We start from the raw sequence: 23,862 nt of genomic DNA on the forward strand, positions 1-23,862 counted from the left end.
CGATACCGAGGAACTTTGGCCAACTAGGGAAGTTGAGATGATGGTGAACCAGCAGGAACGCGATCCCAAGCATTTGGTTCCACCCGCAATCTTTCCCGGAGTTTCGATGACTCTACGCCCCCGACTTCGTCGTAAAGACGTTCCGGCCTATCTGGCCTCTACTCATGGCATCGACATTGCCCTCTCCACATTGAACAAGCTCGCCACAATCGGTGGCGGGCCTGAAATGCAGTATTCAGGCCGCATCCCCCTCTACCACATCGACGCCCTCGATGCCTGGGCTGCTGCCCGCTTGTCTAAGCCTGTCCGATCAACCTCAGAGAGGTCGGCGGCATGAATGACGATCTCGTTCAACAAGCACAGATCGAGGCGTTCGAGGCATACAAGACTGCCAGGGCCAAAGCGGAAGCCTCGCAGGCATTTCACGATGCGATGACCGCTAAGCGCGCGTGGTGGTTCTTCCTGAACCTGGTAGACGGCCCGGCTGCGCCGAATGTTGTTGCCTTCCCAAAACGCTCCCCGGAGCTGGGGGGCGCCGCGTGATGGTAGGGGGAGTGTTCGCCGTATCCAGGCGGCTATTTGACCATCCGTTCTTTGCAAACGAGCCCTTCACCGAGCGTGAGGCTTGGGTGTGGCTTCTCGCCGACGCTGCGTGGAAACCTCGGCAGGTGCGCGGACGTCATGGTGTCGTTGAGTTACAACGAGGTCAGCTCGCGCACTCCACACGCTTCATGGCCGCCAAATGGCAGTGGTCGGAAGCCCGCGTCAGGCGTTTTCTGAAACGACTGAAAAGCGACGCAATGATCGACGCACAAGGTGACGCGCAGACGACGCGCATAACCATCTGTAAATACAACGAATATCAGAAGGTGAGTTTGCCTAGCGACGCGGACAATGACGCGCCAAGCGACGGGCGCTCGACGCGCGCGCGACGCAAAGAAGAAAACATTCAAAGCAGGGAAGAAAAAGAAGAACCTTACGGTTCTTCCAAAAGCGCGGGAATCGCCTTCCGAACGACTGGCAGCTTGCGAAGGATTGGGCTGACTGGGCAGCCGGACAGGGCCTCTCTGAATTCGAGATCAGGCGAGAAGCCGACAAGTTTCGCGACTACTGGCATGGCATCGGAGGTCAGCGGGGCGTCAAGCTCGACTGGCGGGTTACTTGGCAGAACTGGGTGCGAAAGGCCGTTGACACCAGGCAGTCCCGATTTGGTGCCCGGCCGGTGCGCAACGCGCACGGTGACCTGACCAACGCATTCCTCTTCAGCCGAGGTTGACTTGACCGACACCAGCGCTGCCCTTGCCGAGCATGGTATCCGCTTGCGGGACCATAAGACCGGCAATCACAAGACGACGTGTCCGAACTGCTCCAGCACTCGGCGCAAGAAGACCGATCAATGCCTATCCGTGACGATTGAGAATGACGGCCGGGCAGTATGGAACTGCCACCACTGCGGATGGAGCGGTGGCGCCGGGGGCGAAGGCTACCGGCCGATCCGCGAACGGCGGACTTACCGCAAGCCCGAGCGGGTAGAAAACCCGCAACGGCCTGATACCCTGTACGGGTGGTTCACCAAGCGCGCGATTACTCAAGCCGTGGTCGACCAGTTCGGCATCTACAAAACTCGCAAATGGTTTCCCCAAACCAATGCCGAAGAGGATTGCCTAGCGTTTCCCTACGATTGGCAAGGTGAGCTTCGCAACGTCAAATACCGGACTGTCAGCAAGCTTTTCCGGCAGGAGAAAGAGCCCGAGCCGGTCTTTTTCAACGCGGACAGCATTGCGGAGGGCGAAGACCTGATCATCTGCGAAGGCGAGGTCGACGTGATGTCGTTCGCCGTTGCTGGGTTCCAGCATGTCGTGTCGTTGCCCAACGGCGCGCCCTCGAAAGAGGAAGCCAGCGACAAGCGCTACGAGCCGTTCGGGACGCATTGGGAGGATCTTCTCAAGGTCCGCCGCATCCTGATTGCCAGTGACATGGACGAACCAGGCGAAATGCTCGCGCAGGAGATCGCCCGGCGTGTCGGACGTGATCGGTGCTTCCGCGTGCGAATGCCGGCGGGCGGTGATGTCCAATGTAAGGATGCCAATGAGTGCCTTACAGATCACGGCATCGAGGTTCTACGCGAGTGTGTGGCCCAAGCTGAGCCGTGGCCGATTGATGGCCTTCACGACGTCGAGGATTTCGCCGTTGACGTCATGGACCTTTATCACGGCCGGGGGCCTCGGCCGCTCTCAACGGGGTTCTCCGAACTCGACAAGGCGTTCAAATACATTCCCGGCCAGTTCATCGCGGTAACTGGAATCCCCAACCACGGCAAATCACGCGTCATCGACCAGATAGCGGTTCAAACTGCGCGGTTGCGGAATGAAAAGTGGGCGATGTTCTCGCCTGAGACTGGTGAAGCCAACCATGTGGCCGATCTATGCGAGATATGGGCGGGGCAGCCATTCTATGATGGCCCCAACCAACGCATGACAGAAGCCGACTTGTCGTCAGCTATGCTCTGGCTCAACGAGCGCATTTTCCTGCTTGGCGCAGTCGAGCACACGCCGTCAATCGACTGGCTTCTTGAACGGGCGCGGGCGGCGGTGATCCGCTACGGCGTCACAAACATCGTTATCGACCCTTACAACGAAGTTGAGGCATCTCGCCCGGAGAAGCTGACCGAAACCGAGTTCGTTTCTCAGTTGATTTCCAAGTGCAAGCGCTTCGCCAAGCATCACGGTTGCGCCGTGTGGATGGTGATCCACCCCACAAAGATGAAAACCACCGAGGACGGCAAAGACCCGGTTCCGGGGCTATACGACCTCGCCGGCAGTGCTCATTGGCGCAACAAGGCCGATGCGGGTCTGGTCGTCTACCGGGACTACGAGAACGAAACCACCTTTGTCATTTCCAAGAAGATCAGGCGACAGCCGATCTGTGGCAGGCCGGGCTCGGTAAAGTTCGAGTTCATCGGTGCTGACCGACGGTTTCGTGACTACCCCGACAGCTACGCCACGCTTGGCAGTAAGGACGGACAATGAAGAGGAAGCTGAGCCGCAAAGCCAAGAAACAGCAAGCTCGCGCCGCTGCCAAAGCGCCAGGCTGGGTGCGCGATATCGCTGCGGCGAACTTCGACCCGCACGGCAACCGCCGCCATCGAGAACAACAGCTCGGAACATTCGGCCCGGCCTCGCAAGTGCGTCGCATAGATCCCGCCGAATATCTCGCAACGAAGGAAGCCAAATGAAGCAAGCCACCGACACGGTCCGCTGGTATGTGGTTCGCGCTCGTCCGTCGCTCGAACTCAAAGCGGCCGAGGAAATCGCCGGGCTTGGCCAAGTCATCTATGTGCCGCGCTTCCGCAAGGAGTACAAACACGCCCGGCATAAGCGCTGGTCGGTGAAGTATTTCTCCCTGCTGACCGGCTATCTGTTCGTACTGGCGTCCGACCACTGGCCGCGTGTTCTGGACTGCGAGAGCGTCGACTGTGTCTTGCGATCCAGCAACGGCGAGCCGGTGCCTATCCCCGATGCAACTGTGCAGGGCATCCGGTCAAAGCAGGAGACCGGCGAGTATGACGAAATGCGGGTGCATGGCCGCGTCGAGGCTGGCACATCAGTCAAGGTCATCGCTGGCGCACTCGCGGGCCTTCATGGTCCGGTGTCGGCATCTACCGACGCGCACGTCATCATGATGCTGCAGATGTTCGGGCGAGAGGTGGCAGCGAAGGTGCCACTTGAAAAACTGGGCCAAACAGGATAGTTACATTTGCAACTGATTTGGCGAAACGCTTGTCTGTGCGGGGCCTGAGTGTCACCAGCCGAAGCGATGCGGGGCAGATCGCCACCCCGCCACCGGGGAAATGCGCCCGGATTTCCTTCACGTCGGAGTAGAGCGGCCCGGTAGCTCGCCAGCCTCATACGCTGGAGGCCGCGGGTTCAAATCCTGCCTCCGCAACCTTAGCCAGAAATGATGCTGCTGATGGCGTGCCGGTAAATTGTAGTCTCTTTCGGAGGCGTCTGTCGGTTCCCCTCCCATTTGTGGGCCACCACAAGGAGATACCCATCGCCGTTGATGCCTGCGACGATCTCACTGAGCGACTGATTGAGATTGAAGTGCCACTCGGTGCCTTCAAGCGTCTTTAGCCTGTAGTCCGGCATTCGCCCCTCCCAAAGTTGAGGCGCGCATCCTCCCACCACTTTCGCCGACTGTCGAGCGAGTTGCTTAGAGCGTCCTAGCTGAGAACCGCGGCAGCCTCTGTGGCCTCTCCGCTGGTCTATCTCTCGCGGTTACGGTTCATTGAAAGCGTCACTGCGGCAGCGCCATAAGAAAAAGCAATCGGCGCAGCTATGTCCAACAAATCGAATGGCGTCTTGTTAAGCCAGGCCGCGACAGCAGCGAGCAATGCAAACGCGGTCCAAAGATGGGCGCCCCCATAGGGCGATGTCCCGTTGGCCCCGACTACCGCGGCAATGCCGCACGAGATCAACAGCCGCACAACCTGTGATTCGTCCATCCGCCCCTCCGTTGGAGCGAAAGGTATCTCGCAAATGGAAACCAAGCCAGACCCGCATCGGGAAGGCGATGTCTGACCTGACCGCCAAACAAGAGGCATTCGCTCTCGCCTACGTCGAGACAGGCAACGGCTCGGAAGCATACCGGCGCGCGTATGAGGTACGGGCTGACACCAAGCCCGAAACCATCTGGAGCGAGGCAAGCCGGCTGCTGGCCAACCCTACGGTTGCCGCAAGGGTCAAAGAGCTTCAGCAGCAAGCCCGCGACCTCGCCATGGTGTCCATCGGCACGCTGACCGGAGAGCTTGAACTGGCTCGCGTCAAGGCGATGGGAGACGAGAAGGGCGCATCTGCTGCTGTCTCGGCGATCATGGGCAAAGCCAAGCTGCATGGCCTGCTTGTCGAGAAGGCGGAAGTGACGGGCAAGGGTGGCGCGCCCCTTACCTCGACAGTGGATGACCTCTCCAAGAATGACATTGCTCGCCGCGTGGCCTTCCTCCTGGCTCAAGGGCTGAACAGTGCAGCTAAGTGAAGTCCTAGCCGCGCTCGATGCGCTGCCGCCAGAAGCAAGGCAGGAAGTGATTGACGAGGCGCTGAACGCCTCGGCTGGCCGGTACATGATCCCGAACCCCGGCCCACAGACTGACGCATGGTTCTCGCAAGCCGATGAAACCTTCTATGGCGGCGCAGCCGGTGGCGGCAAGACGACGCTGATTTGCGGCCTCGGGCTGGAAGAGTACCAGCCAGCATTGATCCTCCGCAGGCAGGCAACGCAGCTCAAGGGCATCGAGGATGAGCTTGCGCGGATGCTCGGCACCCGTGACGGCTACAACAGCCAGGCGCACGTCTGGCGGCTGCCGAGCGGCGGCAAGATCGAACTGGGCGGCGTGCCCAACGAGGCCGACAAGGAAAAGTATCAGGGTCGCGCGCACCGTCTGAAGGCCTTCGACGAAATCACGCAGTTCACGGAAAGCCAGTATCGCTACATCATCGGTTGGCTTCGCGATGCGCAGGGCCGTCGCTGTCGTGTGGTCTGCACCGGCAACCCGCCGACATCAGCCGAAGGCATGTGGGTTGTCCGGTACTGGTCGCCATGGCTGTCTCGACCGGCCTTGCTGGTATGCTCGGGGCTGGTGTGTCCGAAGTAGCCTTGCAGGCAACTCAGGAGACGCGGCCTCTGAGCGAAAGCGTGCTCGCCGTTGGCGGCGGCGCGGTTCTCGGCGCGCTCCTTGGCTCCGGGGCCGGCGCATTGTTTTCGGCAGCAGAACGCAAGGCGGCACTCTCGACAGTCGACCGTGTCATGGCCGAGGGCGACAATAGCGGCGCGGCGCTGGCAGACTTCCGGGCTGGCCTGACAGAGGGGCAGAGCGCTGGCGCTGCTGCCGTCGAAAAGCCTGTGCTTGAGGACTACAGCATTGCCGGCGGCGCCAAGCTGGTCGGCAAGGCAACCGCGCAACTCAACCCGTTGACCCGTGCCGCGCACAGCCCTTCGGCGGTGCATCGGGCAAACATGGCCGATCTGGCCGAGACTGGCTATTACCTCGAAAAGAACGTGCGCGGCGAAGGCAATCTAGCCGTCGAGAGCGCCGTGAAATACTGGGACCGGGGCGCTCTGACCAAGGGCCTGACGGACATGCGCGGCATCTACAACGAAGCCCGCAAGACGCCTGATTTCAACATGAGCGCCGAAGAGTTCAGGACGGCTGTCAGCAAAGCCATGCGCCGGGGCGACGTCGGCGAGAACGAAGCCGTCAGCAAGGCTGCTTCGTCGTGGCGCGATGCTCTGTTCGAGCCGCTGAAAAAGGCGGCTATCGAGGTCGGCTTGCTGCCCGCAGACGTGAACGTCAAAACCGCCGTCTCCTACCTGACGCGCATATGGAATTCGCCGCGGTTAAATGCCGGCGAAGCTCGTTTCAAGCGCATCGTGGCGCCGTGGATTGACGAGCAGCTTTCACAACTCGAGTTCAAGGCTGACGAGATCAGGATCGGCAATAAGATTGTTGATGCGGACAAGCAGCGCGAAGCACTGACCAAGGCGACCGACAGGCTCGACAGCCTCGAAGACCGACTGAACGAACGGCAGGGCATCCGTCAGCGCAAAAGCGGCCAGTTGGCCGGTCTGCAGCAAACCCGCCTGGACCTGTTGAAAGCTCGGGCGCCGGGCGATCTGGTGAAGCGGCTTCGGAACATGGACGAAAACGCCGTCATGGTGGATGCGGTCAAGGAAGTCCGCAAAGCCGAGCGCTCTGCGGGCCGCAAGCAATCCTATGCCGAGCGCTTCCCGGTCCTGGCGCTGATCAGGAGCAAGGGCGGCGTACGGGTAGGTTCAAAGCTCGACGGCGAACTGCGCGCCATGGACGTTACGCCGAAGACACACCCCGGCCTGTTCAAGGCAAAAGAGGGCATCGGCGATGTCGACAACTTCGTCCAGTCCGAAGATGCCATGTTTGCCCGCCTGGCTGGCGACGGTTCCGATTATGTTGACCCGCGCGCGGTCATGAACGCGATCCGCGACGAACTCGGCGGCTCACCGCTGCGCACTGCCGACGAAGAGGCTGCGGCCGAACTGCTCGACAATCTCGACAAGACGGCGGCGAAGTGGCTGGAAGACGTTGGCCTGTCGCCGAATGCGTCGGTTAAGGAGGTCCGTGACTTCATCGACCGTGTGATGGGAGCGGAAAACAACGTCGAAGGCATGGACAGCCGCATTTCCCGCCTCGAACGCGAACTGGCCGACTTCGACACTGCCGGCGACAAGCTGGTCAATGAGCGTGAAATCTCGGCCATGGAAGCGCGCACGCTGAGCGAGGGCCTGACCAATCTAGAGCTTGAGCTAGACGCGGTGCGCGACCTCGCCAACGCCTCGCCCCGTGTCAGCCTGGTTGTCGACTATGCCACGACCAAGCGCGACCTGTTCAAGGCGAAGCTGTCTGAGCGCTCGCTACGCAAACGGGTCGACGCGCTGAAGCGCATGGAAGCCGAAGGCAAGGCCAACGATGACATGCTCGCTGAGTTGGCCGCGAAGTCGGTCGACCTAGACCGAATGCAGGCCAGCATCGGCGGGCTGAAGGTGAAGGCCGACAAGCTTGAGCCAATGGTGCCCAAGGTCAAACAGGAGATCCCCGAATTTCTCTCGCCTGCAGACCGGGCGGACTATGTGAAGGGCATTGTCGACGACATCTTCTCCCAGCTGACCGGCCGCGCCAATCAGGGCATGCCGTCCTATGACATGGTGATGTCGGCGCGCGGGCCGCTCAAGGAACGAACGTTCAACATTCCCGACCACCTGATCGAAGAGTTCCTAGAGCACGACATCGAACTCATCGCCCGGCGCTACGCCCGCGTGATGGCCGCCGATGTCGAGTTGACGCGCATGGATCAGCGCCTTGGCGGTCCTGGCAAGCCCACACTGCAAGCGCAGCTGAGCCGCCTGCAGGACGATTACCGGTCTCTACGCGAGCAGGTGGAAGCCTCCGACATGGAGCCGGCCGCGAAGGCCAAGGAACTGGACAGGCTCAAGAACCGCGAGAAAAGCGACGTAGAGGACTTCTCCGGGGTCCGCGATCTGCTGCGCGGACAGTACAAGGTCGACAGCCAGCACACGAACTTTGCCCGCATCCTTCGCACAGCCGGCACGTTCAACTTCATCCGCCAGCTTGGCGGTGTGCTGGTGTCGTCGCTCACCGATGCGGTTCGCCCCGCAATGGTTCACGGCTTGGGTCGGTATATGGGCGAAGGCATTGCGCCGCTGATCACCAATCTGGAGGCGGTCAAGCTCTCGGTCGCCGATGCCAAGCTCATGGGCGCGGTGACGGAACGCACTTTGCAGTCGCGCATCGCCACCATGGCCGAACTGGCTGACCCTTATGCCCAGAACAGCCCGTTTGAGCGGCTGATCGACAACATGGGCAGCACTTTCTCTCGCATGACACTGCTGCCGTTCTGGAACGACACGCACAAGGCGATTGCCTCGGTGCTGGTGCAGAACCGTATCCTGAAAAACGCCGCCCTCGGTGACTATGCCAAGCTCACACCGGAAGAGCGCCGATACATGGGCTTCCTCGGTATCGACGAATTCATGGCCGAGCGGATTGCGAAGCAGTTCGACCAGTTCGGCCAGGTCGACGGCAATGTCCACATTCCCGGCATCGAGCGATGGGACGATGAAGGCGCTCGCCGTGCCTTCGCTGGCGGGCTCAACAAGGACGTCGACAGCATCATCGTCACTAAGAGCGTGGCCGATGTGCCCTTGTTCGCTCATTCGCCGGCAGGCCGGGCGCTTCTTCAGTTCAAGACATTCGCCATTGCCTCAAACCAGCGCGTCCTGATGCGCGGTCTTCAGGATGGCCCTGGCTCGATGGTCACCGGCATCGTCGGAATGTCAGCGCTGGGCATGGCCGCCTACTATCTGAAGCAGATGGAGAGCGGCCGACCTCTTTCGAACAACCCCGGCACGTGGATCGCTGAGGGGTTTGAGCGGTCAGGTATTCTGTCCGTTGGCATGGAGATCAACAACACGTGGGAGAAAGTGGGCGGGCCGGGCTTTTTCGCGCTGGCTTCGTCCGCTGGGCAGATGGCCGTCCCCGGGGCTGATGGTCGCCAACCTGCTTCCCGCTATGTCAACCGTGACGCCTTCGGCGCTCTGCTTGGCCCCTCGTTCCAGCTTGGAACCGATGCCGCACAACTACTCGGCATCCCGGCAAGAGGGGTATCCGGTGACCTCGATGTCGCGCCGGCCGACATCAACCGCATGTCGCAAATGGTGCCATTTGCAACTCTGCCCTATTGGCGGTGGATCATCGAAGGTGGTGCCTTCGTCGAAGACTGGAGCGGCTTCAAAGGCGTCGAGCCGACACTGAAGGAGATGGTGGACTAGTTGCAGGTGTCCGCCAGTGTCATCCCGCGCGGACCGCAGTCTCCATCTGGCCCGAACTTTGTCGGGATCACGCCTGTTGCGCCTCCAAGCAGCACCAGAACGAGGATGGCCATGAACGTGCCAAAAAACAACCAGCCCCAAGGCGCCGCATCCTTGAGATGAAGCCAGGCCAATTCGACTTTCCCTGCACTTTTACCCATTGAAAGCCCATCCCGCACCGACCTGAACAGCTCGTCTCGGCGAGCCGCATTCCGTTGAGGATAAGACATGGCGACCGAATTTGACAACTCACTGCATTGGGGTCTCTTCCTCACCGGCCCGACGCTCACCAGCGAGACCGGCAAATATGTGCGCGTGTCTGAGCTGGTGCTGTCCGCGCTGCGGGCGGCTGGTGTCTTCAGCAACATGGTCGACGGCATCGTCGCGCCTGCAACTGACAAGCTCTGGCTCGACAAGAACTTCGACCCTGCTGTCCTGAAGGAATGGGACGCGACCGGGGCTTCATGGGTACCGATGACCTATGGCCGGCTGTTCGGCCGCGCTGCCGTCGACAAGCTCACCATAACAGGCGGGACGGGCAACGCGGTCGTGGTTTCCCAGCCGGTAGGGTTCCAGGCGGATCGGCTCTACCTGATGACGCCCACGGCCGACAACAGCGCCGCGACGACGATCACGGTCTCGGGTGTTGGTACCTATGGCGTGAAATACGGTGACGGCTCCAACATCGAGGCAACCGAATTCAAGACCGGAAGGCAGGCGGTTCTGTTCTTCACCGGGGTTCGCTTCGAGGTGATATTCCCGCTCAAGGAGCTGACGTCCGCTGTTCTGGCTGCACAGGCATCAGCAGGCGCTGCCGCCGCATCCCAGAGTGCTGCGGCCGGATCGGAAAGCGCTGCCGCCACCTCTGCCGGTGCAGCGTCGACCTCGGCCACCAATGCGGCAAACAGCGCGTCTGCAGCGGCCAACTCGGTGGCAGCGCTGCCGTACAACTTCTCGACCACGACAACCGATGCTGACCCCGGCGCCGGCATCTTCCGGCTCAACAATGCGGCTCCCGGCTCGGCAACCGCCGCCTACATCGACAACGTCGACAGTGATGGCGTGGCTGCTACGGGTGTGCTCGACACATGGGACGACAGCACGACTACGGTCCGTGGCGTCCTGACGATCCGATCTAAGACGAATGCCACGATCCGGCACACCTACAATGTCACCGGTTCCGTGGTCGACGGGACCGGCTATCGCAAACTGACGCTGGCCTATGTCGGCGGCTCGGGCACTCTGACGAATGGCGCGGCTCATTGGCTGATCTTCAGCCGAACCGGAGACGCCGGGGAAGTGACATCTGCTCGCCAGATAGCAACAGGTACTGGTCTCACAGGTGGCGGAAACCTCGGTGCTGACCGGACCATTGCAATCGACAAGGCGAGCGCTGCCAACTTGCGTGCCGGCACAGCGGATAAGGTTCTGACGCCAGACATCGCTCTTTCGGCCATGGATTGGGTCGCAATAACCGCTGGCGCGTCACCTGCTGTCGACCATGCTGCTGGTGTCAATAGGACCATCACGCACTCAGCCAATGCAACAATGGGCAATCCGACCAACGCCAAGCTCGGATGGCCTTTGAACATCGACATCACGCCAGGCGCATTCACTACGTCTTGGGGTTCGAACTTCAAGTTCGGCATTGCTGGTGCGCCTTCGATCACAGCGCGTCGTATCGCGCACTTTCTCTGCCGTGACGCGTCCACCTACCTATTTCTCGGTCTGTCGGAGCCAACCTGATGCCGCTTTATCATGAACACGCGCCCAATAACTTTAGGCCCTGGCAGGGCGAACCGATCAACGACGTCACGCATCCGCGCGACATCGAGCAGGTGTGGTCGGTTGCGGAGCTAGCTGCTGTTGGGCTCTTTGCGCCGGCGCCGGCCGAGGCGGTGCCGGAAGGCAAGGTTGCCATATCGATCGCAGTCCAGCGCCTCGCTGGCGTGGTGCGTTACGTCAACGACCTGGCCGACGCGCCACCGCCTCCAGTGCCGAATAGCATCTCGCCCTTACAGGCGAGAAAGGCCCTCCGCGTTGCTGGTTTCAAAGCAGCCGTCGACGCTTATGTGGCAACCCTACCCGAGGCAGACCAAGAGGAGTGGGAATACGCAACGGAGGTTCGGCGCGACAACGCAGTAATCTCAGCCGGTGTTGCCGCAGGGATCATGACCAATGAACAGGTCGATGACCTTTTCAGGCTTGGGGAGACGTTTCGATGATACCGGGGCTGGCCCCGAGCATGGGAGCTCCGAGCACCGATACCTTGGCGGTGATCGACCGTCTCGGCCTCTCAGCCAACCTCAAGATTTGTCTTGATGCCGGCAACCAGGCTTCGTATCCGGGCGGGCAGAAATGGCTTGATCTGTCAGGCAATGGGCATGACTTCTTTCTTGGCAGTAGCGCAACGGTGGCGGCCGACGATCCAACCTTCACCGGAGTGATAGGCCGGAAATCAGGCAATGACTATTTCGCCCACGACGGCGGGGATTACTTTCTCTACGACACGGCGAATGAAGCCTGGATGCAAAACATGCATAAGGCCGGAGCCAGATGCTCAGTTGCGGGCTGGTATCGCTTCGGTGATTTTGCGACGATCAACGGTCTCGCGGGAACATCGCAACCAACGGGGAATGTCGGTTGGCGCTGGAGCATGACCACGACGACACATCAATTCTATGTCGTGAACGGCGGCATTGATGTACTCAACCTCCAAGTTGCGCACGGTTCTGCCTCAGGGCAATGGCTGTTTATGGCTGCTTCAGTTGACGTTCCGAACAACAAGTCGATCATGTGCCAAGGGCCAACACAGACGGTAGGGACTGCAACTTACACATCCCCGTCAGCGGGGAACGCCTCGTTGGTGTTTTCAGTAGCCGCTCGCGGCTCTGGTGATCAGCCATTACGCAATGGCGGGCGATCTTCCAATTTCATGTGCTGGGAAGGCCGCGCGCTAACCGAAGCCGAACTGCGCGCCTTCTACGAAGCAACGCGCAGCAAGTATCTCTGACATCAGGCGAGCAAGGCGGACGCCGCGCCTTTGATGCGGCCTAGGTCGCCTTGAGTTAGCGGAACCGAGCCTCTGTAATACGAAATCAATCTCGTGTTGTCGGGAGCGGGGGTATCCTCGCGCACTACGATGGAATAGTCGGCATCGCGCCCCGTCCAGGACCGCAGCTTCATTTCGTCAACAGGGTCTTGCAGGTGCTGAGCACATGCGCCTTCCGGCCAAAGGTGAGGTACGGATATGAGAACGTTCCGTCCGGATGCAAACAGTTTTTCTGCGAAGCTTTTCGGATCCGGCAGATGCTCAAGAACCTGCAGGCAGAGTACCAAGTCGTAGTACTGCGGCGGTTGGAACTCGAGGAAATCGGCACGGAAACCTTGGACGGAGGCGGAAGCGTAAGGGGCCTCAAGGTCAACAGTTGCCCGATCGGATATCCAATCGAATGCCTCAATAATCGGTGTCCCGTTGGGGCCAACATCGAGTGCACTTCGGGCGCCCTGCTCCGCAATCCTGATGATTTGATCGACTAGCTTTGTGTATCGAAAGTTCTTGCGATGCTCCCAATAAGGGATGTCTGACCAGCGTGGCTTTGGTCGAAGTATACCAGCCCGGCGAAGAAGGTCAGAAAATTTCGACATGCTGAACCTGATATTTTCGAGTGCTGTTGTTGGCGCGGAACCTAGCCGACAGTCGCGGCGCTGAAAACTCCCTTCCAAGATTTTCCGCGCCTCCCACGCTGCTCAATTCTACTCCCAAGCTGAAGGAAAATCCCATGGACCGTAGCAAGTTCTACGCGGCCTTGCGCGCGCGCTCGTCTGGCGTGTTCGGAACGTCGCTCAGCCAAAGCCAGGTCAACGGCACTGAGCAGATACTCGACGAGGCCCAGCGCCGCGGCACGCCATTGCGGCATCTCGCCTACATCCTGTCGACCGCCTACCACGAGACGGCACACACCATGCAGCCGATCCGCGAGATGGGCGGCGAAAAGTACCTTCGCTCCAAGCGCTATTACCCTTGGGTGGGCGAGGGCTTGGTGCAAGTCACCTGGGAAGAGAACCACCGCAAATTCGGCGCTACCGCACCGGGCCAGATGATGACCTGGCCGATTGCCTTGCGCGCCATCTTCGACGGCATGACCAAGGGCATGTTCACCGGCAAGAAGCTGGATGACTACATCGTTGGCGACCGCAGCGACTATGTCGGCGCCCGGCGCATCGTCAACGGCACTGATCGAGACGACGACCTTGCCGGCTATGCCAAGACCTTCGAAACGGCGCTCCGAGCTGCCGGCTACATCGGCCAGGCACCCAAGACGCTCACCATTCCCGAGCCGAAGCCCACCGCCCCGAAGCCGGATGAGACAAGTCCGTCGCCACCTGTCGCCGAACCCGCCAAGGGCTTGGCCTTCTTCCTGCAACTCGCTGCCAAGGCCTTCGCTTGGGCCTTCTCTCGAAAGGATCACTGATCATGTGGACCCGCATCAAACATTTCTTCAAGGATAGCGAAACCATCTTTTGGGCACGCCTGCAGGCCGCTGCGGGCGCCGTGGCAGTGGCGGTCACCTACGTTGACCCGTCTGTGCTCCAGCCTGTTATCCCGTCTGACTGGTTCCCCTGGGTGCTGGTGGCCAACGGCGTAATGACGGAATACCTGCGTCGTCGCCGGGAACCGAGCTTATGAGCATCCTCGGCTTCCTGATCTCAAACCCGACGTTGCTGGCGATCATGGCCGGCATCATCGGGGCGCTAGGATGGGGCTTCAAGCAGCGGCTCACCGGCGCCCGCCTTGAGCGTGAGAAGCAGGCCAAGGCTGAGCAGAAGGCGAGGGACGTCGCTGACGAGGTGCAGTCTGATGTCGGCGCCATGTCAGCCGATCAGGTGCGCGCCGAGCTCGCCAAGAGGACACGGCCATGAAGCCCGCCAACAACGCCCCTATCTACATAGGCGCGTACAAAGAACTGGCCGAGATCGCCCGCGCACATGGTTATGCGATGGCGGTTCATGGCTCTCTTGCACGCGACATGGACCTAATCTGCATCCCATGGATCGATGATGCTGCTGAGCCACAGGCGGTGGTGGATGCGATAACCAGCAAATTCGCATTCAGGGAAACCGACAAGCCGCCGCGCATCCGTGATGCATGGCCGCCTCGTCTATACGCTGCTCGTGTCATTCGGTGGCTGCTTCCTGGACCTGTCATTCACGCCACGTGCGGAAGGAGCCGCCAAATGAAGCGCCGGCTGCTCGACATCATCACGCGGATCCTGCTGCTGATCGTCGTCCTGACGGGCGCCGCGGCCTGCACCACTGCACGCGGGAGCATCTGCCTTGGCCCTGACCTCCGCTATCGGCAACAGGTCTATGACGCCATGAATGCCGAGGAAGCAGCGCGGCACCTCACCATTCTGAAGACACACGAGGAACTGTGCGGGAGGAAGCCATGAGCGACCAAAAGCACTTCGGCATGGATATCGATATGAAGATGAGCCTGGGCAACATGATCACCATCGGCACGTTGCTCGCAACCATCGTCTTCGGTTGGGCAAACTTCCGCTCCGACATCGAGGCCAACAGACTGGCGACCGCGGCGAATACCTCCCGCATTGAGCGCTTGGAAATCCAGAGCGGCGAAATGAAGGACCGACTGACCCGGATGGAGGTCACGCTGCAGAATGTGTCTGTCCAGATAGATCGTGCGGTAAGGCTGCTCGAAAAGGATGTTCCGCAGCCCTAGCCGCGATCCATTGGCGTCCATTACCACCTATTAGCCGCCCCGCGCCGAAAGGTGGCGGGGCTTTTGTGCGTTTCAGAAATCGATTTTCTCAATCCATACAGCCCAGCGGGGCACAAAGCAGGAGGCTGTCGAAAAGCTTCTTACGAAGCAGTCGCCTGTCATCAGATAGCCGTGAGACTTCATGCAGGCCCGCCGGTACTCGCTGGACTTATCTTGCTCGATCGCGTTTTCCATGATGCGCATTTCGCACGTGCCATGGGCCTTGGCCACATTGCTGTGCGTCCAGGCTGCCACCCCGAGAATCGCAACGCCCAATGCGGCTATCGCGCCAGCACCGATAAGTACGAGCTTGAACAACACGGCAACGAAGCGCATTTCCCCTCCCACACTAGCTGGCGGCCCCGCCGCCGAAGGGTCGCGGGGCTATTGTTGAGCCTGTTTTTTCTCGATCTCTGCTAGGAGCGCTCGCAATTGCTCCACGGTGATGATCAGGTTGCAAATCTTGCGATCGCCGCCGGTTGAGTTGCTGTAGGCCCTCATAACGTCGATCTCTATCGGTGTGCCTATTTCGATTGTCGAGGTGCCTAGATCGATGGCCAAGTGGTGAGGGTCGCCCACTCGTAGCCAGCGATCACTCACAATGCAGTTGAGGCTCATTTTGCCGCGTCGGTTCAACTCGCGTTGCGCGTGGTTCACTGGGAACTTCTCGACCTTTGCCATTTTATACCCGTGTTGGCTGGGATCTCGATTTCTTGCACGTACCTACGCATCTGCCAATCGTAGATGAGGCCTGCCGGGCGCACGAAGCGGCGAGAAATCTCCTTGGTGCCCTCGTGCATGGCCTGCTGACGCTTGGCCTTCCTGATCCGGGGGAGGTCTTCCGTATGCGTCTTCACCTGGGCGCAGTCGTAGTGTGCCGGGCCGCAGTTGGTGTTGACGTCCCTGCCGAGCAGGGCCAAGGCGCGCTTGTGCTCGACAATCCAGCGGTCGTCATGGCGGTGGATGATCTGCCCGCAGATGCAGCAGGGGGCAACGTTGTGGCCGGTGCAGTTCTCAGAAAAGATGTGCTGCCGGCGCTTGTCCGACATTCTCCCACGGGGAGTATTGGAGGTCATGGGCCATCTCTTCAACGGTGAGTATTTGGTGAGTTGGCAATTCAGCCGACCCCGAAAAAATCACATAAGGTGTTGAAAAGATTGGCGCACCCGACAGGATTCGAACCTGTGACCTCTGCCTTCGGAGGGCAGCGCTCTATCCAGCTGAGCTACGGGTGCTCGTCGGCGAATTCGCGCCGAACACGCCCGGCGCACCGGACGACGCGCGTTCATAACCGATGCCGCGGCAAGCTTCAACGGGAGAAGTGGCAAATCGCAATGCCTAACCGGACCGATTGCGGCGACGGCCTTGCACGAGCGGCCGGTAGCATCCGCGATCTGCAATCCGGCCGGGTGCCCTCGGCTTTGCCCCGACATGGCGCGCATTGCTGGCTGCGGTAAGCGATGCTCGGCGGGTTTCGGCGGCGATGCTGGCATTGGCTGCGATGCCCTTCCGGGCCTTGGCTGATTTGAGTGACAGCATCGGCCCAGCGAGACGCGATTGACGCCACCTGCCCGGCATTGTCTAACGGCCTTCAGACATGTTCACGCTCGCCCAACCCGAAACCTTCGCCCAGGACATCAAGAAGAGCCGGTTCCTGGCAGCCGCCGGGCCGGTGGCCGACGAGGCGGCGGCCAAGGCGTTCATCGCTGGCCATTCGGATGCCAGTGCCAACCACAATTGCTGGGCCTGGCGCATCGGCCAGAGCTACCGCTTCAGCGACGACGGCGAGCCGAGCGGCACGGCGGGCAAGCCGATCCTGCAGGCGCTCGACGGCCAGTCGCTCGACAATGTCGCCGTGGTGGTCACGCGCTGGTTCGGCGGCATCCTCTTGGGCAGCGGCGGGCTGGTGCGGGCTTATGGCGGCACGGCCGCCGCCTGCCTGCGCGCCGCGGCCAAGACCGAAATCGTCATCTCGGTCGAAGCGAAAATCACCTGCGGCTTCGCCGATCTGGCGATCGTCCAGGCGCGGCTCGCGGCCCAGCCGGGCGTACGCATCGTCGCTGAGACCTTCACCGCGACCGGCGCCGAGCTTGTGGTGGCGCTGCCCGAGGCCGACATTGCTGCGATCGTGCGGATGATCGCCGACCTGACCAGCGGCCGGGCGACTGTCGCCTTGCCGGACTGAGGTTGGCATAATGTGCTAAACAATCGAGGCCAGTTCGACTTTTCGGCGGGGCAAAAGGTATCACTGCGGCTTATGATGATGCCAGGCGCGATCCCAGCCCGACGGCACAAGGAAAATCGCCCGCCAGATCGGGTCATCACCCCTCCGTAGCTTCTTTGGGCACCAAACCGGCAACAGTTTTTAAGCACCAGCGATCATCGTCAGGAGACGAAAATGGACATCAAACGCAGCGGCTCGCGGCCTTCGGCAACGCCCTCGCCTGACTATTTCACCGGATCGGTGCGCCAGGACCCTGTTATCGAGGCCCCGGCGCCGGCCCGGCTGCGCGCCGTCACCGTCACCTTCGAGCCCGGCGCGCGCACGGCCTGGCACACCCACCCGCTCGGCCAGACGCTGGTCATAACCTCCGGCCTCGGCTGGGCCCAGGTCTGGGGCGGAGTTGTCGAAGAGATTCGCAATGGCGACGTGGTCTGGTTCGCGCCAGGGGAAAAGCACTGGCACGGCGCTTCGGCGACCACGGCCATGACCCATATCGCTTTGCAGGAAGCACTCGACGGCCGCGCCGTCGACTGGCTCGAACATGTCACTGATGATCAATACACGGCGCCGACCTGAGCCCGGCGCCGCCTCCAGTCTACTGGATATCGTCCATCGGCACCGGTGCGTCGCCTTGCTGCACGGTCGTGTCGACCGGCATCGGCATGCCTGGCGTGGCCGGCGCCGGCAAGGACGTGGCAAGCGCTGTAGCTGCAGGTGCCGGGGTGAACAGTGACGACGCCAGGCTGCCGCCAGCCGCCTGTGGCATGTAGCGGACGATCATCTCCTCGACCTGGGCGTTGCGCTTGCGCGCCGTGTCGCCGCCCATGACGACGATCACCAGCTTGCGGCCGTCGGCATTGACGGAGGTGACGATGTTGAAGCCCGAGGCCCTGATGTAGCCGGTCTTGATGCCGTCGACGCCATTGACCCGACCAAGCAGGTCGTTGTGGCCGCGGATGCGCTTGCCGCGGAAATTGAAGTCGGTCGCCGAGAAATAATAATAGTTCTGCGGGAAATGCTTGCGCAGCGCCATGCCGAGCACCGCCATGTCGCGCGCGGTGGTGCGCTGCTGCGGATCAGGCAGGCCCGAGGCGTTGCGGAAGACGGTGCTGGTCATGCCGAGCTGGCGCGCCTTTGATGTCATCTGGCGGGCAAAACCCTCCTCCGAACCGCCGAGATATTCGCCGACGGCCACCGCCACGTCATTGGCCGACTTGGTGGCCAGCGCCCGGATCGCCGCTTCGAGCTCGATCTGTTCGCCACGCTTGAAGCCGAGCTTGGAGGGCGGCTGCGAGCGGGCATTCTCCGACACCGGAATGAGCGTGGTCTTGGACAGGCGGCCCTGCTGCACCGCCTCGAAGGTCAGGTACAGCGTCATCATCTTGGTCAGCGAGGCGGGATAGCGCGGTGCCGTCGAGTAGGCCTGGTAAAGCGTCCGCCCGTTGGAAGCGTCGACGACGATGGCGGCAAACTTCTCCGGCGCCGCCTGCGGCGCGACGTTCAGCGTCTCCGTAGTGGCGCAGCCGGCGACAAGGGCGGCCATCGCAACCAGCGTCACAAGATTGCGCAACAGTCCGAGCCACCGAAACCGGGGAAACCTGACAGGCAACGAAGCGGGTTGGATCTGGGCTTGCAAAGAAAAAACCTGTCGGTGGCCGCCAAAATTGGGCTTTGTCACATGCCGGCCGGCAGCAACAGCCGGAGATTTACAGAACGCGCGCCATTCCGTCCATTTGGCCGGACGCACCAGATGCATGTTGCGCTGGCGGTGTTGAATATTGGTTACACCCGCCGGCTTGCGCGGAGGATGCCAAATCGGCTCTGTTGACGCCATGCAGCTGGGGTGATTTGGCGATGACTGTGCACAGCTTCCGGGCAGAGGGAATTTCGGCCGCGCTCGATCTGTCGGTCGGCCATATCGCCGAATTCGTCATCGAAAGCGGCGGGCGGTTGCTGCAGCCGCTGCACCGGGCGCCGTGGATCGAACGCGACGACCTGCCCGAAGGCCTGCCTGAGGGTGTTGTCAGGCTGTCGGGCGATTTCTTGTGCGCGCCGTTTTCGCGCAGCGACGTCGAGGCGGCACCTTTGCATGGCTGGCCGGCCAACAGCGCCTGGGATCTCATTGCCGACGAAGCCATTTCGGGCGGCCGCCGCGTCAGCTTCCGGCTGCAGCACAAGGTGATGGGCGCCACCGTCGAAAAGACGCTTATCCTGCGCGACGGCCACCCGTTCCTGTACCAGGAGCACACCTTCACCGGCGGGTCGGGTGCGATCTCGGTTGCCCAGCACCCGATGACCGAGATGGCCGAAGGCGGGCGGCTGGCCTTTTCGCCAAAGCGGCTGGCGGCGACCCCACCCGATGTCACCGAACCGGACCCGGCGCGCGGCGCCCATCTGCTCGCTTACCCTGCCCGCAGCAGCGACCTCACCCGCTTTCCGGCGGCGGACGGCGGGCAAACCGATCTCACCGACTACGATGCTGCGCGCCGGCACGAGGATTTTGTCACCCTCGTCGAGGCAAAGCACGGCGGCATGGGCTGGACGGCGGTGGCGCGCAAGGCCGAGGCCGATGTCGTATTGGTGCTGAAGAACCCGGCCGAGCTGCCGGTGACGATGCTGTGGATCAGCAATGGCGGCCGCTTTTATGCGCCATGGAACGGCCGGCACGGCGTGCTCGGCATCGAGGACGGGCGCTCGGCTATCGGCCACGCAGCGTCGCTCGGCGACAACTGGCTGAAGCAGGAAGGTGTCGAGACAGCCTTTACGCTCGGCGGCAGCATTGCCTTCCGCCAGATTGTCGGCGCGATGCAGCTGGAAGGCGGCGATCCGCCGTCGCAGGTCGAAACCCTGCCGGGCCGGCTGCGGCTGATCTTCACCGATGGCAGCCAGCGCGAGGTGCCGTTCGACGAAACCTTCCTGCGGATCGGCGAGCCGGACTTGAAGTGATGCAGCCGCCGCCTCATTTTTGACGGGTGCGGCGGCAGAATGTCATCGAAACCATCGGGGAGATCCATGTCCGAAATCGCCCACATCGCCGCAACCCTGTTCAAGCGCGCCCACCATGCCGAGCGCTTCGTCATCGGCATCGCCGGACCGCCCGGATCGGGCAAGTCGACGCTGTCCGCCGCCCTGCACGACGTCCTGCCTGAAGGTTCGGCCGCGGTGGTGCCGATGGATGGCTTTCATTTCGACGATGCCGTGCTGGAAAAGCGGGGCCTGAGGGCACGCAAGGGCGCGCCCGAGACTTTCGACTTCGCCGGCTTCGAAGTGCTGCTCAAGCGCCTGCGCGCCGCCGAACCCGACATCGCCATCCCGGTCTTCGACCGCAGCATCGAGCTGTCGCGGGCGGCAGCCGACATCGTCAGCGCCGACGTCAAGTTCATCCTCGTCGAGGGCAACTACCTGTTGCTCGACGAGGAGCCCTGGCAACGGCTGCATCCGCTTTTCGACTTCACCATCTTCGTCGACGTGCCGCGCGAGGAACTGGAGCGGCGGCTGGTCGAGCGCTGGCGCGAGCATGGCCGCTCGGATGCCGACGCGCGCAACTGGATCGACAGCAACGACATGCCCAATATCGATCGCGTGCTCGCGGCGCGGCGCAAGGCCGATCTGGTGATCTGACCACAAGCGGAACCGAACCGCGGCATGCCCGTTGTCTCGCAGCGGACGATTCGCAAATGCGCGTCCAGCAATTCACGAAACAGCGAGGCGACAGCAATGGCGACCAAGGCGAAGAAAGCTGCCCCGAAGACGGGCAAGGCACTTCAATCGAAGGCGGGCGCCGGCCCGGCGTTGGCCGAACGGTCCAAGGACGCAGCTAAGCCGGCATTCGGCAAGAGCGCGCCAAAGAAGGTGACGCCTGCGGCTGAAAAACCGGTCAAGGCCGCAAGTCCGAAAAAGGCCACGGCCGAGAAGCGGCCGTCGGTGGCCACTCGGATGATACGCAAGGTCAAGGGTGTAGCAACCGGCGTCGCCGGCTTTGCCGCCTCCGTCGTGACGCGCGACGGCGCCAAGGCGAAAGCCAAGGCCAGCACCAAGTAACTTGACCCTGGCTTGTTGGTTACGAACGCGCCGGAATGTTCAACCCAGCCTGCACCGCCGGACGCGCCAGGCCGCGCTCCAGCCATGCCGCGACATTCTCGAAGCTCTTGAAGCCGACGAGATCACCGGCGTCGTAGAAGCCTATCAGGTTACGCACCCAGCCAAGCAGCGAGATGTCGGCAATGGTGTAGTCGTCGTCCATGATCCACTTGCGGCCCTCGAGCCGCTTGTCGAGCACGCCAAGCAGGCGGCGCGACTCGTCGCGGTAACGCTCCAGCGGACGCTTGTCCGCGATCTCGCGGCCGGCGAATTTGTGGAAGAAGCCGAGCTGGCCGAACATCGGGCCGACCGACGCCATCTGGAAGAACACCCACTGCACGGTCTCGTAATGACGGGCGCGGTCGGCGGGGATCAGGCGGCCGGTCTTTTCGGCGAGATAGATCAGGATGGCACCCGACTCGAACAGCGCCAGCGGCTTGCCGCCGGGGCCGTTGGGATCGATGATCGCCGGGATCTTGCCATTCGGGTTCAGCGCCAGGAATTCCGGCGTCCAGCTTTCGTTCTTGCCGATGTTGATGGCGTGCGCCTCGTAAGGCAGGTCGAGCTCTTCCAGCGCGATCGACACCTTCACGCCGTTTGGCGTCGGGAAGGAATAGAGCTGGATGCGGTCGGGGTGCTGCGCCGGCCAGCGGGCAGCAATCGGAAATGGAGTGAGATCGCTCATCGTCGGTTCCTCGTGGGGTGGCCCGGCGTGAAGCGCACTGGCCAGAATGGTGGGGGCACGCAAGAGTTAGTCATGCAGACGCGCCGCATCAATATGCATGCGCGCTGTTTTATCCCGATGACAATTTAAGCCGAAGCCGGCGCGGTCAGACCGCCTTCACCGCAACGACCGCATTGGTGCCGCCAAAGGCAAAGCCGTTGCTGATCGCCACGCGCACCGGGCGCTGCCTGGCGACATTGGGGGTGATGTCGAGATCGCAATCGGCGTCGGCCTCGCGATAGTTGGCGGTCGGCGGCACCAGGCCTTCGCGCACGGCGTTGACGCAGGCGATCATCTCGAGCGCGCCCGAGGCGCCGAGGCAATGGGCGTGCATCGACTTTGTCGACGACACCGACAGCTTGTCGGCATGGGCGCCAAAGACGCGGCGGATGGCGGCGGTCTCGATCTGGTCGTTGGCCTTGGTGCCGGTGCCGTGCGCGTTGATGTAGTCGACCTCTTCCGGCGCCAGCCCGGCATCGGCAAGGCAGGCGCGCATCGCCGCGGTCGGGCCTTCGACGGTCGGCGCCACGATGTCGGAGGCGTCGCCGGACATGCCGGTTCCGGCAAGCTCCGCCAGGATCGTCGCGCCACGCGCTGTGGCGTGTTCCCAGGTTTCGAGCACGACCATACCCGCACCCTCGCCGAGCACGAGCCCCTGACGATCGGCGGAGAACGGACGGCAGGTGTCGGGCGCAACGACGCGCAAGGCTTCCCAGCCCTTGATCACGCCCCACACCAGTGGCGCATCGGTGCCGCCGGCAACGATCGCGTCGGCGCGGCCGAGCAGCAGCTGGTCCATGGCGGTTGCAAAGGCGTGGTTTGACGACGAGCAGGCGGAAGTGACGCCGAACACCGGGCCGCGCAGGCCAAGGCTCATGCTGACCTGGCCGGCGGCAGCACCGGGCATGACCTTCGGCACGGTGAAGATGCCGGCGCGGTTCTTGCCTTCCAGCAGGATGGCGCGATAGTTTTCCTCGATCGCGTCCCAGCCGCAAACACCGACGCCGACGATGGTGCCGACCCGGTGGGTGTTTTTGTCATCGACGACCAGGCCGGACTGCCGCACCGCTTCCTTGGCCGCGATCACGGCGAGAAGGCTGAAGCGGTCCATCGAAACGAGTTGCTTGCGCTCGATGCCATGTTCGGGAAGCTGCTTGATCTCGGCGCCAATGCGAATCTTGAGATCGTGCAGTTCGCCATTGGTCAGTGGCCCGATGGCCGGACGGCCGGCGCGCATGGCGTCCCAGATGGCCGGAGCGTCGGTGCCGAGCCCGCACAGCCCGCCGATTCCGGTAATGACGATGCGGGGACGCTTCATCTCAGGCAGATTTTGCAATCAGGACGCGCACGGCTTCAACCATGTCGCTGACATTCTTGAGGCTGCTCCAGGCGTCGACGGTGTTCATCTCGATCTCGATGCCGTACTCTTCCTCGAGGTCGAAGATGATCTCGGTGAGTTCGAGCGAGTGGATGCCAAGCGAGGTCAGCTCGGTGTCGAGCGTGATCTCTTCGCCGCTTTCCTCAGCATGCGCCTTGATCTTGGCGATGATGTCCGTTGCCAACTGGTCGGCCATAAGTACCCTTCCCCAGAACTCTCAAATTTGTCACGCCCGTGCCGCGCAGTTCCTGCGCCGG

General features: G+C 61.9%; 33 protein-coding genes and 2 tRNA genes. 23 read left to right on the forward strand and 12 right to left on the reverse strand.

The annotated features are described in order from the left end of the window. Positions 1–37: 37 nt before the first annotated feature. The 7 genes from ACHMW7_RS28415 (at position 38) to ACHMW7_RS28445 (ending at position 3,945) form a co-directional block, all read left to right on the forward strand. Positions 38–337 (forward strand): hypothetical protein, encoded by a 300-nt coding sequence (locus tag ACHMW7_RS28415; RefSeq protein ID WP_395448684.1) that lies wholly within the window; start codon positions 38–40, stop codon positions 335–337. Beyond that, positions 334–543, forward strand: coding sequence for a hypothetical protein (locus ACHMW7_RS28420; protein WP_395448685.1), 210 nt, complete (start codon positions 334–336; stop codon positions 541–543). The genes ACHMW7_RS28415 and ACHMW7_RS28420 overlap by 4 nt, the downstream gene beginning before the upstream one ends. Before the next feature lie 11 nt (positions 544–554). Beyond that, on the forward strand, positions 555–1,247 hold the full coding sequence (locus ACHMW7_RS28425; RefSeq protein WP_395448686.1) for a hypothetical protein: 693 nt from the start codon (positions 555–557) through the stop codon (positions 1,245–1,247). Positions 1,248–1,277: 30 nt separating this feature from the next. Further along, on the forward strand, positions 1,278–3,029 hold the full coding sequence (locus tag ACHMW7_RS28430; RefSeq protein ID WP_395448687.1) for a DnaB-like helicase C-terminal domain-containing protein: 1,752 nt from the start codon (positions 1,278–1,280) through the stop codon (positions 3,027–3,029). After that, positions 3,026–3,235, forward strand: a complete 210-nt coding sequence (locus ACHMW7_RS28435; RefSeq protein WP_395448688.1) for a hypothetical protein — start codon at positions 3,026–3,028, stop codon at positions 3,233–3,235. Before ACHMW7_RS28430 ends, ACHMW7_RS28435 begins: the two co-directional genes overlap by 4 nt. Further along, complete coding sequence (locus ACHMW7_RS28440; RefSeq protein ID WP_395448689.1) at positions 3,232–3,750, forward strand: transcription termination/antitermination protein NusG; 519 nt, start codon at positions 3,232–3,234, stop codon at positions 3,748–3,750. Before ACHMW7_RS28435 ends, ACHMW7_RS28440 begins: the two co-directional genes overlap by 4 nt. Before the next feature lie 120 nt (positions 3,751–3,870). Further along, positions 3,871–3,945 (forward strand) — tRNA-Met (locus tag ACHMW7_RS28445). A 2-nt stretch (positions 3,946–3,947) separates the two neighbouring features. Here the strand turns inward: ACHMW7_RS28445 and ACHMW7_RS28450 are convergent. Together ACHMW7_RS28450 and ACHMW7_RS28455 are read right to left on the reverse strand one after the other, a co-directional pair. After that, entirely contained in the window at positions 3,948–4,148 is a 201-nt protein-coding gene (locus tag ACHMW7_RS28450) for a hypothetical protein (RefSeq protein WP_395448690.1), read from the reverse strand. Positions 4,149–4,264: 116 nt separating this feature from the next. Next, positions 4,265–4,504, reverse strand: a complete 240-nt coding sequence (locus ACHMW7_RS28455; protein ID WP_395448691.1) for a hypothetical protein — start codon at positions 4,502–4,504, stop codon at positions 4,265–4,267. A 68-nt stretch (positions 4,505–4,572) separates the two neighbouring features. On the opposite strand from ACHMW7_RS28455, the gene ACHMW7_RS28460 reads away from it, so the two are divergent. Genes ACHMW7_RS28460 through ACHMW7_RS28470 form a run of 3 tightly spaced genes read left to right on the forward strand, consistent with a single transcriptional unit; the run spans position 4,573 to position 9,378 of the window. Beyond that, positions 4,573–5,034 (forward strand): terminase small subunit, encoded by a 462-nt coding sequence (locus ACHMW7_RS28460; protein ID WP_395448692.1) that lies wholly within the window; start codon positions 4,573–4,575, stop codon positions 5,032–5,034. Then, a complete protein-coding gene (locus ACHMW7_RS28465; protein WP_395448693.1) occupies positions 5,021–5,650 on the forward strand; it encodes a hypothetical protein in 630 nt (209 codons plus the stop codon). The genes ACHMW7_RS28460 and ACHMW7_RS28465 overlap by 14 nt, the downstream gene beginning before the upstream one ends. A gap of 2 nt (positions 5,651–5,652) precedes the next feature. Beyond that, a complete protein-coding gene (locus tag ACHMW7_RS28470) occupies positions 5,653–9,378 on the forward strand; it encodes a hypothetical protein (RefSeq protein ID WP_395448694.1) in 3,726 nt (1,241 codons plus the stop codon). Here ACHMW7_RS28470 and ACHMW7_RS28475 read toward each other — a convergent pair. Then, complete coding sequence (locus ACHMW7_RS28475; RefSeq protein ID WP_395448695.1) at positions 9,375–9,578, reverse strand: hypothetical protein; 204 nt, start codon at positions 9,576–9,578, stop codon at positions 9,375–9,377. The genes ACHMW7_RS28470 and ACHMW7_RS28475 overlap by 4 nt on opposite strands. Before the next feature lie 67 nt (positions 9,579–9,645). On the opposite strand from ACHMW7_RS28475, the gene ACHMW7_RS28480 reads away from it, so the two are divergent. From ACHMW7_RS28480 to ACHMW7_RS28490, 3 genes are read left to right on the forward strand one after another with little or no spacing between them, the layout of a single operon-like run. Further along, on the forward strand, positions 9,646–11,163 hold the full coding sequence (locus ACHMW7_RS28480; RefSeq protein ID WP_395448696.1) for a hypothetical protein: 1,518 nt from the start codon (positions 9,646–9,648) through the stop codon (positions 11,161–11,163). Beyond that, on the forward strand, positions 11,163–11,642 hold the full coding sequence (locus ACHMW7_RS28485) for a hypothetical protein (RefSeq protein WP_395448697.1): 480 nt from the start codon (positions 11,163–11,165) through the stop codon (positions 11,640–11,642). Before ACHMW7_RS28480 ends, ACHMW7_RS28485 begins: the two co-directional genes overlap by 1 nt. Then, a complete protein-coding gene (locus ACHMW7_RS28490; protein WP_395448698.1) occupies positions 11,639–12,430 on the forward strand; it encodes a hypothetical protein in 792 nt (263 codons plus the stop codon). Before ACHMW7_RS28485 ends, ACHMW7_RS28490 begins: the two co-directional genes overlap by 4 nt. A 2-nt stretch (positions 12,431–12,432) precedes the next feature. On the opposite strand, the gene ACHMW7_RS28495 is transcribed toward ACHMW7_RS28490, so the two are convergent. Beyond that, complete coding sequence (locus ACHMW7_RS28495; RefSeq protein ID WP_395448699.1) at positions 12,433–13,065, reverse strand: class I SAM-dependent methyltransferase; 633 nt, start codon at positions 13,063–13,065, stop codon at positions 12,433–12,435. A gap of 134 nt (positions 13,066–13,199) precedes the next feature. On the opposite strand from ACHMW7_RS28495, the gene ACHMW7_RS28500 reads away from it, so the two are divergent. The 5 genes from ACHMW7_RS28500 to ACHMW7_RS28520 are packed head-to-tail and all read left to right on the forward strand — an operon-like array spanning position 13,200 to position 15,160. Beyond that, a complete protein-coding gene (locus ACHMW7_RS28500) occupies positions 13,200–13,892 on the forward strand; it encodes a hypothetical protein (protein ID WP_395448700.1) in 693 nt (230 codons plus the stop codon). Positions 13,893–13,894: 2 nt separating this feature from the next. Then, a complete protein-coding gene (locus ACHMW7_RS28505) occupies positions 13,895–14,107 on the forward strand; it encodes a hypothetical protein (protein WP_395448701.1) in 213 nt (70 codons plus the stop codon). Beyond that, positions 14,104–14,340 carry a hypothetical protein gene (locus ACHMW7_RS28510; protein WP_395448702.1) on the forward strand — a complete coding sequence of 79 codons (237 nt, stop codon included), beginning with the start codon at positions 14,104–14,106 and terminating at the stop codon, positions 14,338–14,340. Before ACHMW7_RS28505 ends, ACHMW7_RS28510 begins: the two co-directional genes overlap by 4 nt. Next, complete coding sequence (locus ACHMW7_RS28515; RefSeq protein WP_395448703.1) at positions 14,337–14,870, forward strand: hypothetical protein; 534 nt, start codon at positions 14,337–14,339, stop codon at positions 14,868–14,870. Before ACHMW7_RS28510 ends, ACHMW7_RS28515 begins: the two co-directional genes overlap by 4 nt. Further along, the gene (locus tag ACHMW7_RS28520; protein ID WP_395448704.1) at positions 14,867–15,160 is read left to right on the forward strand and encodes a hypothetical protein; all 294 of its coding nucleotides are present in this window, start codon (positions 14,867–14,869) and stop codon (positions 15,158–15,160) included. The genes ACHMW7_RS28515 and ACHMW7_RS28520 overlap by 4 nt, the downstream gene beginning before the upstream one ends. Before the next feature lie 72 nt (positions 15,161–15,232). On the opposite strand, the gene ACHMW7_RS28525 is transcribed toward ACHMW7_RS28520, so the two are convergent. From ACHMW7_RS28525 to ACHMW7_RS28540, 4 genes are all read right to left on the reverse strand, one after another. Continuing rightward, positions 15,233–15,535, reverse strand: coding sequence for a hypothetical protein (locus ACHMW7_RS28525; protein WP_395448705.1), 303 nt, complete (start codon positions 15,533–15,535; stop codon positions 15,233–15,235). Between the two features lie 48 nt (positions 15,536–15,583). Then, positions 15,584–15,880, reverse strand: a complete 297-nt coding sequence (locus tag ACHMW7_RS28530) for a hypothetical protein (protein ID WP_395448706.1) — start codon at positions 15,878–15,880, stop codon at positions 15,584–15,586. Next, complete coding sequence (locus ACHMW7_RS28535) at positions 15,853–16,275, reverse strand: hypothetical protein (protein ID WP_395448707.1); 423 nt, start codon at positions 16,273–16,275, stop codon at positions 15,853–15,855. The genes ACHMW7_RS28530 and ACHMW7_RS28535 overlap by 28 nt, the downstream gene beginning before the upstream one ends. An 82-nt stretch (positions 16,276–16,357) precedes the next feature. Then, a tRNA-Arg gene (locus ACHMW7_RS28540) sits at positions 16,358–16,434 on the reverse strand. Positions 16,435–16,796: 362 nt separating this feature from the next. On the opposite strand from ACHMW7_RS28540, the gene ACHMW7_RS28545 reads away from it, so the two are divergent. Then, positions 16,797–17,384: an IMPACT family protein gene (locus ACHMW7_RS28545; RefSeq protein WP_395448708.1), complete on the forward strand. Its 588-nt coding sequence runs from the start codon at positions 16,797–16,799 to the stop codon at positions 17,382–17,384. 213 nt (positions 17,385–17,597) lie between these two features. Beyond that, positions 17,598–17,999: a cupin domain-containing protein gene (locus ACHMW7_RS28550; RefSeq protein ID WP_395448709.1), complete on the forward strand. Its 402-nt coding sequence runs from the start codon at positions 17,598–17,600 to the stop codon at positions 17,997–17,999. A gap of 19 nt (positions 18,000–18,018) precedes the next feature. Here ACHMW7_RS28550 and ACHMW7_RS28555 read toward each other — a convergent pair whose 3' ends face one another. Next, the gene (locus ACHMW7_RS28555) at positions 18,019–18,966 is read right to left on the reverse strand and encodes a D-alanyl-D-alanine carboxypeptidase family protein (protein ID WP_395451468.1); all 948 of its coding nucleotides are present in this window, start codon (positions 18,964–18,966) and stop codon (positions 18,019–18,021) included. 311 nt (positions 18,967–19,277) lie between these two features. Between ACHMW7_RS28555 and ACHMW7_RS28560 the strand changes: the two genes are divergently transcribed. The 3 genes from ACHMW7_RS28560 to ACHMW7_RS28570 all read left to right on the forward strand — a co-directional run bounded on the left by ACHMW7_RS28560 (position 19,278) and on the right by ACHMW7_RS28570 (position 21,464). Next, positions 19,278–20,369 (forward strand): hypothetical protein, encoded by a 1,092-nt coding sequence (locus ACHMW7_RS28560; RefSeq protein ID WP_395448710.1) that lies wholly within the window; start codon positions 19,278–19,280, stop codon positions 20,367–20,369. A gap of 66 nt (positions 20,370–20,435) precedes the next feature. Then, complete coding sequence (locus ACHMW7_RS28565; RefSeq protein ID WP_395448711.1) at positions 20,436–21,044, forward strand: nucleoside triphosphate hydrolase; 609 nt, start codon at positions 20,436–20,438, stop codon at positions 21,042–21,044. 96 nt (positions 21,045–21,140) lie between these two features. Continuing rightward, entirely contained in the window at positions 21,141–21,464 is a 324-nt protein-coding gene (locus ACHMW7_RS28570) for a hypothetical protein (protein WP_395448712.1), read from the forward strand. Positions 21,465–21,483: 19 nt separating this feature from the next. Here the strand turns inward: ACHMW7_RS28570 and ACHMW7_RS28575 are convergent, their stop codons facing one another. The 3 genes from ACHMW7_RS28575 to ACHMW7_RS28585 all read right to left on the reverse strand — a co-directional run bounded on the left by ACHMW7_RS28575 (position 21,484) and on the right by ACHMW7_RS28585 (position 23,801). Further along, positions 21,484–22,188, reverse strand: coding sequence for a glutathione S-transferase N-terminal domain-containing protein (locus ACHMW7_RS28575; protein WP_395448713.1), 705 nt, complete (start codon positions 22,186–22,188; stop codon positions 21,484–21,486). A 145-nt stretch (positions 22,189–22,333) separates the two neighbouring features. Continuing rightward, a complete protein-coding gene (locus ACHMW7_RS28580; RefSeq protein ID WP_395448714.1) occupies positions 22,334–23,545 on the reverse strand; it encodes a beta-ketoacyl-[acyl-carrier-protein] synthase family protein in 1,212 nt (403 codons plus the stop codon). Between the two features lies 1 nt (position 23,546). After that, entirely contained in the window at positions 23,547–23,801 is a 255-nt protein-coding gene (locus tag ACHMW7_RS28585) for an acyl carrier protein (RefSeq protein ID WP_395448715.1), read from the reverse strand. Positions 23,802–23,862 lie beyond the last annotated feature (61 nt).

The sequence above is a fragment of the Aminobacter sp. UC22_36 genome, from assembly GCF_044056035.1.
Lineage (GTDB): Bacteria > Pseudomonadota > Alphaproteobacteria > Rhizobiales > Rhizobiaceae > Aminobacter.

Bases quoted from the DNA above. Each gene is read 5' to 3' on its own strand.
- ACHMW7_RS28440 (WP_395448689.1), top strand. From the start codon at position 3,232: ATGAAGCAAGCCACCGACACGGTCCGCTGGTATGTGGTTCGCGCTCGT.
- ACHMW7_RS28545 (WP_395448708.1), top strand. From the start codon at position 16,797: ATGTTCACGCTCGCCCAACCCGAAACCTTCGCCCAGGACATCAAGAAG.
- ACHMW7_RS28480 (WP_395448696.1), top strand. From the start codon at position 9,646: ATGGCGACCGAATTTGACAACTCACTGCATTGGGGTCTCTTCCTCACC.
- ACHMW7_RS28575 (WP_395448713.1), bottom strand. From the start codon at position 22,188: ATGAGCGATCTCACTCCATTTCCGATTGCTGCCCGCTGGCCGGCGCAG.
- ACHMW7_RS28570 (WP_395448712.1), top strand. From the start codon at position 21,141: ATGGCGACCAAGGCGAAGAAAGCTGCCCCGAAGACGGGCAAGGCACTT.
- ACHMW7_RS28525 (WP_395448705.1), bottom strand. From the start codon at position 15,535: ATGCGCTTCGTTGCCGTGTTGTTCAAGCTCGTACTTATCGGTGCTGGC.
- ACHMW7_RS28485 (WP_395448697.1), top strand. From the start codon at position 11,163: ATGCCGCTTTATCATGAACACGCGCCCAATAACTTTAGGCCCTGGCAG.
- ACHMW7_RS28560 (WP_395448710.1), top strand. From the start codon at position 19,278: ATGACTGTGCACAGCTTCCGGGCAGAGGGAATTTCGGCCGCGCTCGAT.
- ACHMW7_RS28495 (WP_395448699.1), bottom strand. From the start codon at position 13,065: ATGTCGAAATTTTCTGACCTTCTTCGCCGGGCTGGTATACTTCGACCA.
- ACHMW7_RS28530 (WP_395448706.1), bottom strand. From the start codon at position 15,880: ATGGCAAAGGTCGAGAAGTTCCCAGTGAACCACGCGCAACGCGAGTTG.
- ACHMW7_RS28585 (WP_395448715.1), bottom strand. From the start codon at position 23,801: ATGGCCGACCAGTTGGCAACGGACATCATCGCCAAGATCAAGGCGCAT.
- ACHMW7_RS28420 (WP_395448685.1), top strand. From the start codon at position 334: ATGAATGACGATCTCGTTCAACAAGCACAGATCGAGGCGTTCGAGGCA.
- ACHMW7_RS28565 (WP_395448711.1), top strand. From the start codon at position 20,436: ATGTCCGAAATCGCCCACATCGCCGCAACCCTGTTCAAGCGCGCCCAC.
- ACHMW7_RS28415 (WP_395448684.1), top strand. From the start codon at position 38: ATGATGGTGAACCAGCAGGAACGCGATCCCAAGCATTTGGTTCCACCC.
- ACHMW7_RS28505 (WP_395448701.1), top strand. From the start codon at position 13,895: ATGTGGACCCGCATCAAACATTTCTTCAAGGATAGCGAAACCATCTTT.
- ACHMW7_RS28490 (WP_395448698.1), top strand. From the start codon at position 11,639: ATGATACCGGGGCTGGCCCCGAGCATGGGAGCTCCGAGCACCGATACC.
- ACHMW7_RS28550 (WP_395448709.1), top strand. From the start codon at position 17,598: ATGGACATCAAACGCAGCGGCTCGCGGCCTTCGGCAACGCCCTCGCCT.
- ACHMW7_RS28555 (WP_395451468.1), bottom strand. From the start codon at position 18,966: ATGGCCGCCCTTGTCGCCGGCTGCGCCACTACGGAGACGCTGAACGTC.
- ACHMW7_RS28450 (WP_395448690.1), bottom strand. From the start codon at position 4,148: ATGCCGGACTACAGGCTAAAGACGCTTGAAGGCACCGAGTGGCACTTC.
- ACHMW7_RS28515 (WP_395448703.1), top strand. From the start codon at position 14,337: ATGAAGCCCGCCAACAACGCCCCTATCTACATAGGCGCGTACAAAGAA.
- ACHMW7_RS28475 (WP_395448695.1), bottom strand. From the start codon at position 9,578: ATGGGTAAAAGTGCAGGGAAAGTCGAATTGGCCTGGCTTCATCTCAAG.
- ACHMW7_RS28455 (WP_395448691.1), bottom strand. From the start codon at position 4,504: ATGGACGAATCACAGGTTGTGCGGCTGTTGATCTCGTGCGGCATTGCC.
- ACHMW7_RS28500 (WP_395448700.1), top strand. From the start codon at position 13,200: ATGGACCGTAGCAAGTTCTACGCGGCCTTGCGCGCGCGCTCGTCTGGC.
- ACHMW7_RS28460 (WP_395448692.1), top strand. From the start codon at position 4,573: ATGTCTGACCTGACCGCCAAACAAGAGGCATTCGCTCTCGCCTACGTC.
- ACHMW7_RS28435 (WP_395448688.1), top strand. From the start codon at position 3,026: ATGAAGAGGAAGCTGAGCCGCAAAGCCAAGAAACAGCAAGCTCGCGCC.
- ACHMW7_RS28510 (WP_395448702.1), top strand. From the start codon at position 14,104: ATGAGCATCCTCGGCTTCCTGATCTCAAACCCGACGTTGCTGGCGATC.
- ACHMW7_RS28580 (WP_395448714.1), bottom strand. From the start codon at position 23,545: ATGAAGCGTCCCCGCATCGTCATTACCGGAATCGGCGGGCTGTGCGGG.
- ACHMW7_RS28535 (WP_395448707.1), bottom strand. From the start codon at position 16,275: ATGACCTCCAATACTCCCCGTGGGAGAATGTCGGACAAGCGCCGGCAG.
- ACHMW7_RS28520 (WP_395448704.1), top strand. From the start codon at position 14,867: ATGAGCGACCAAAAGCACTTCGGCATGGATATCGATATGAAGATGAGC.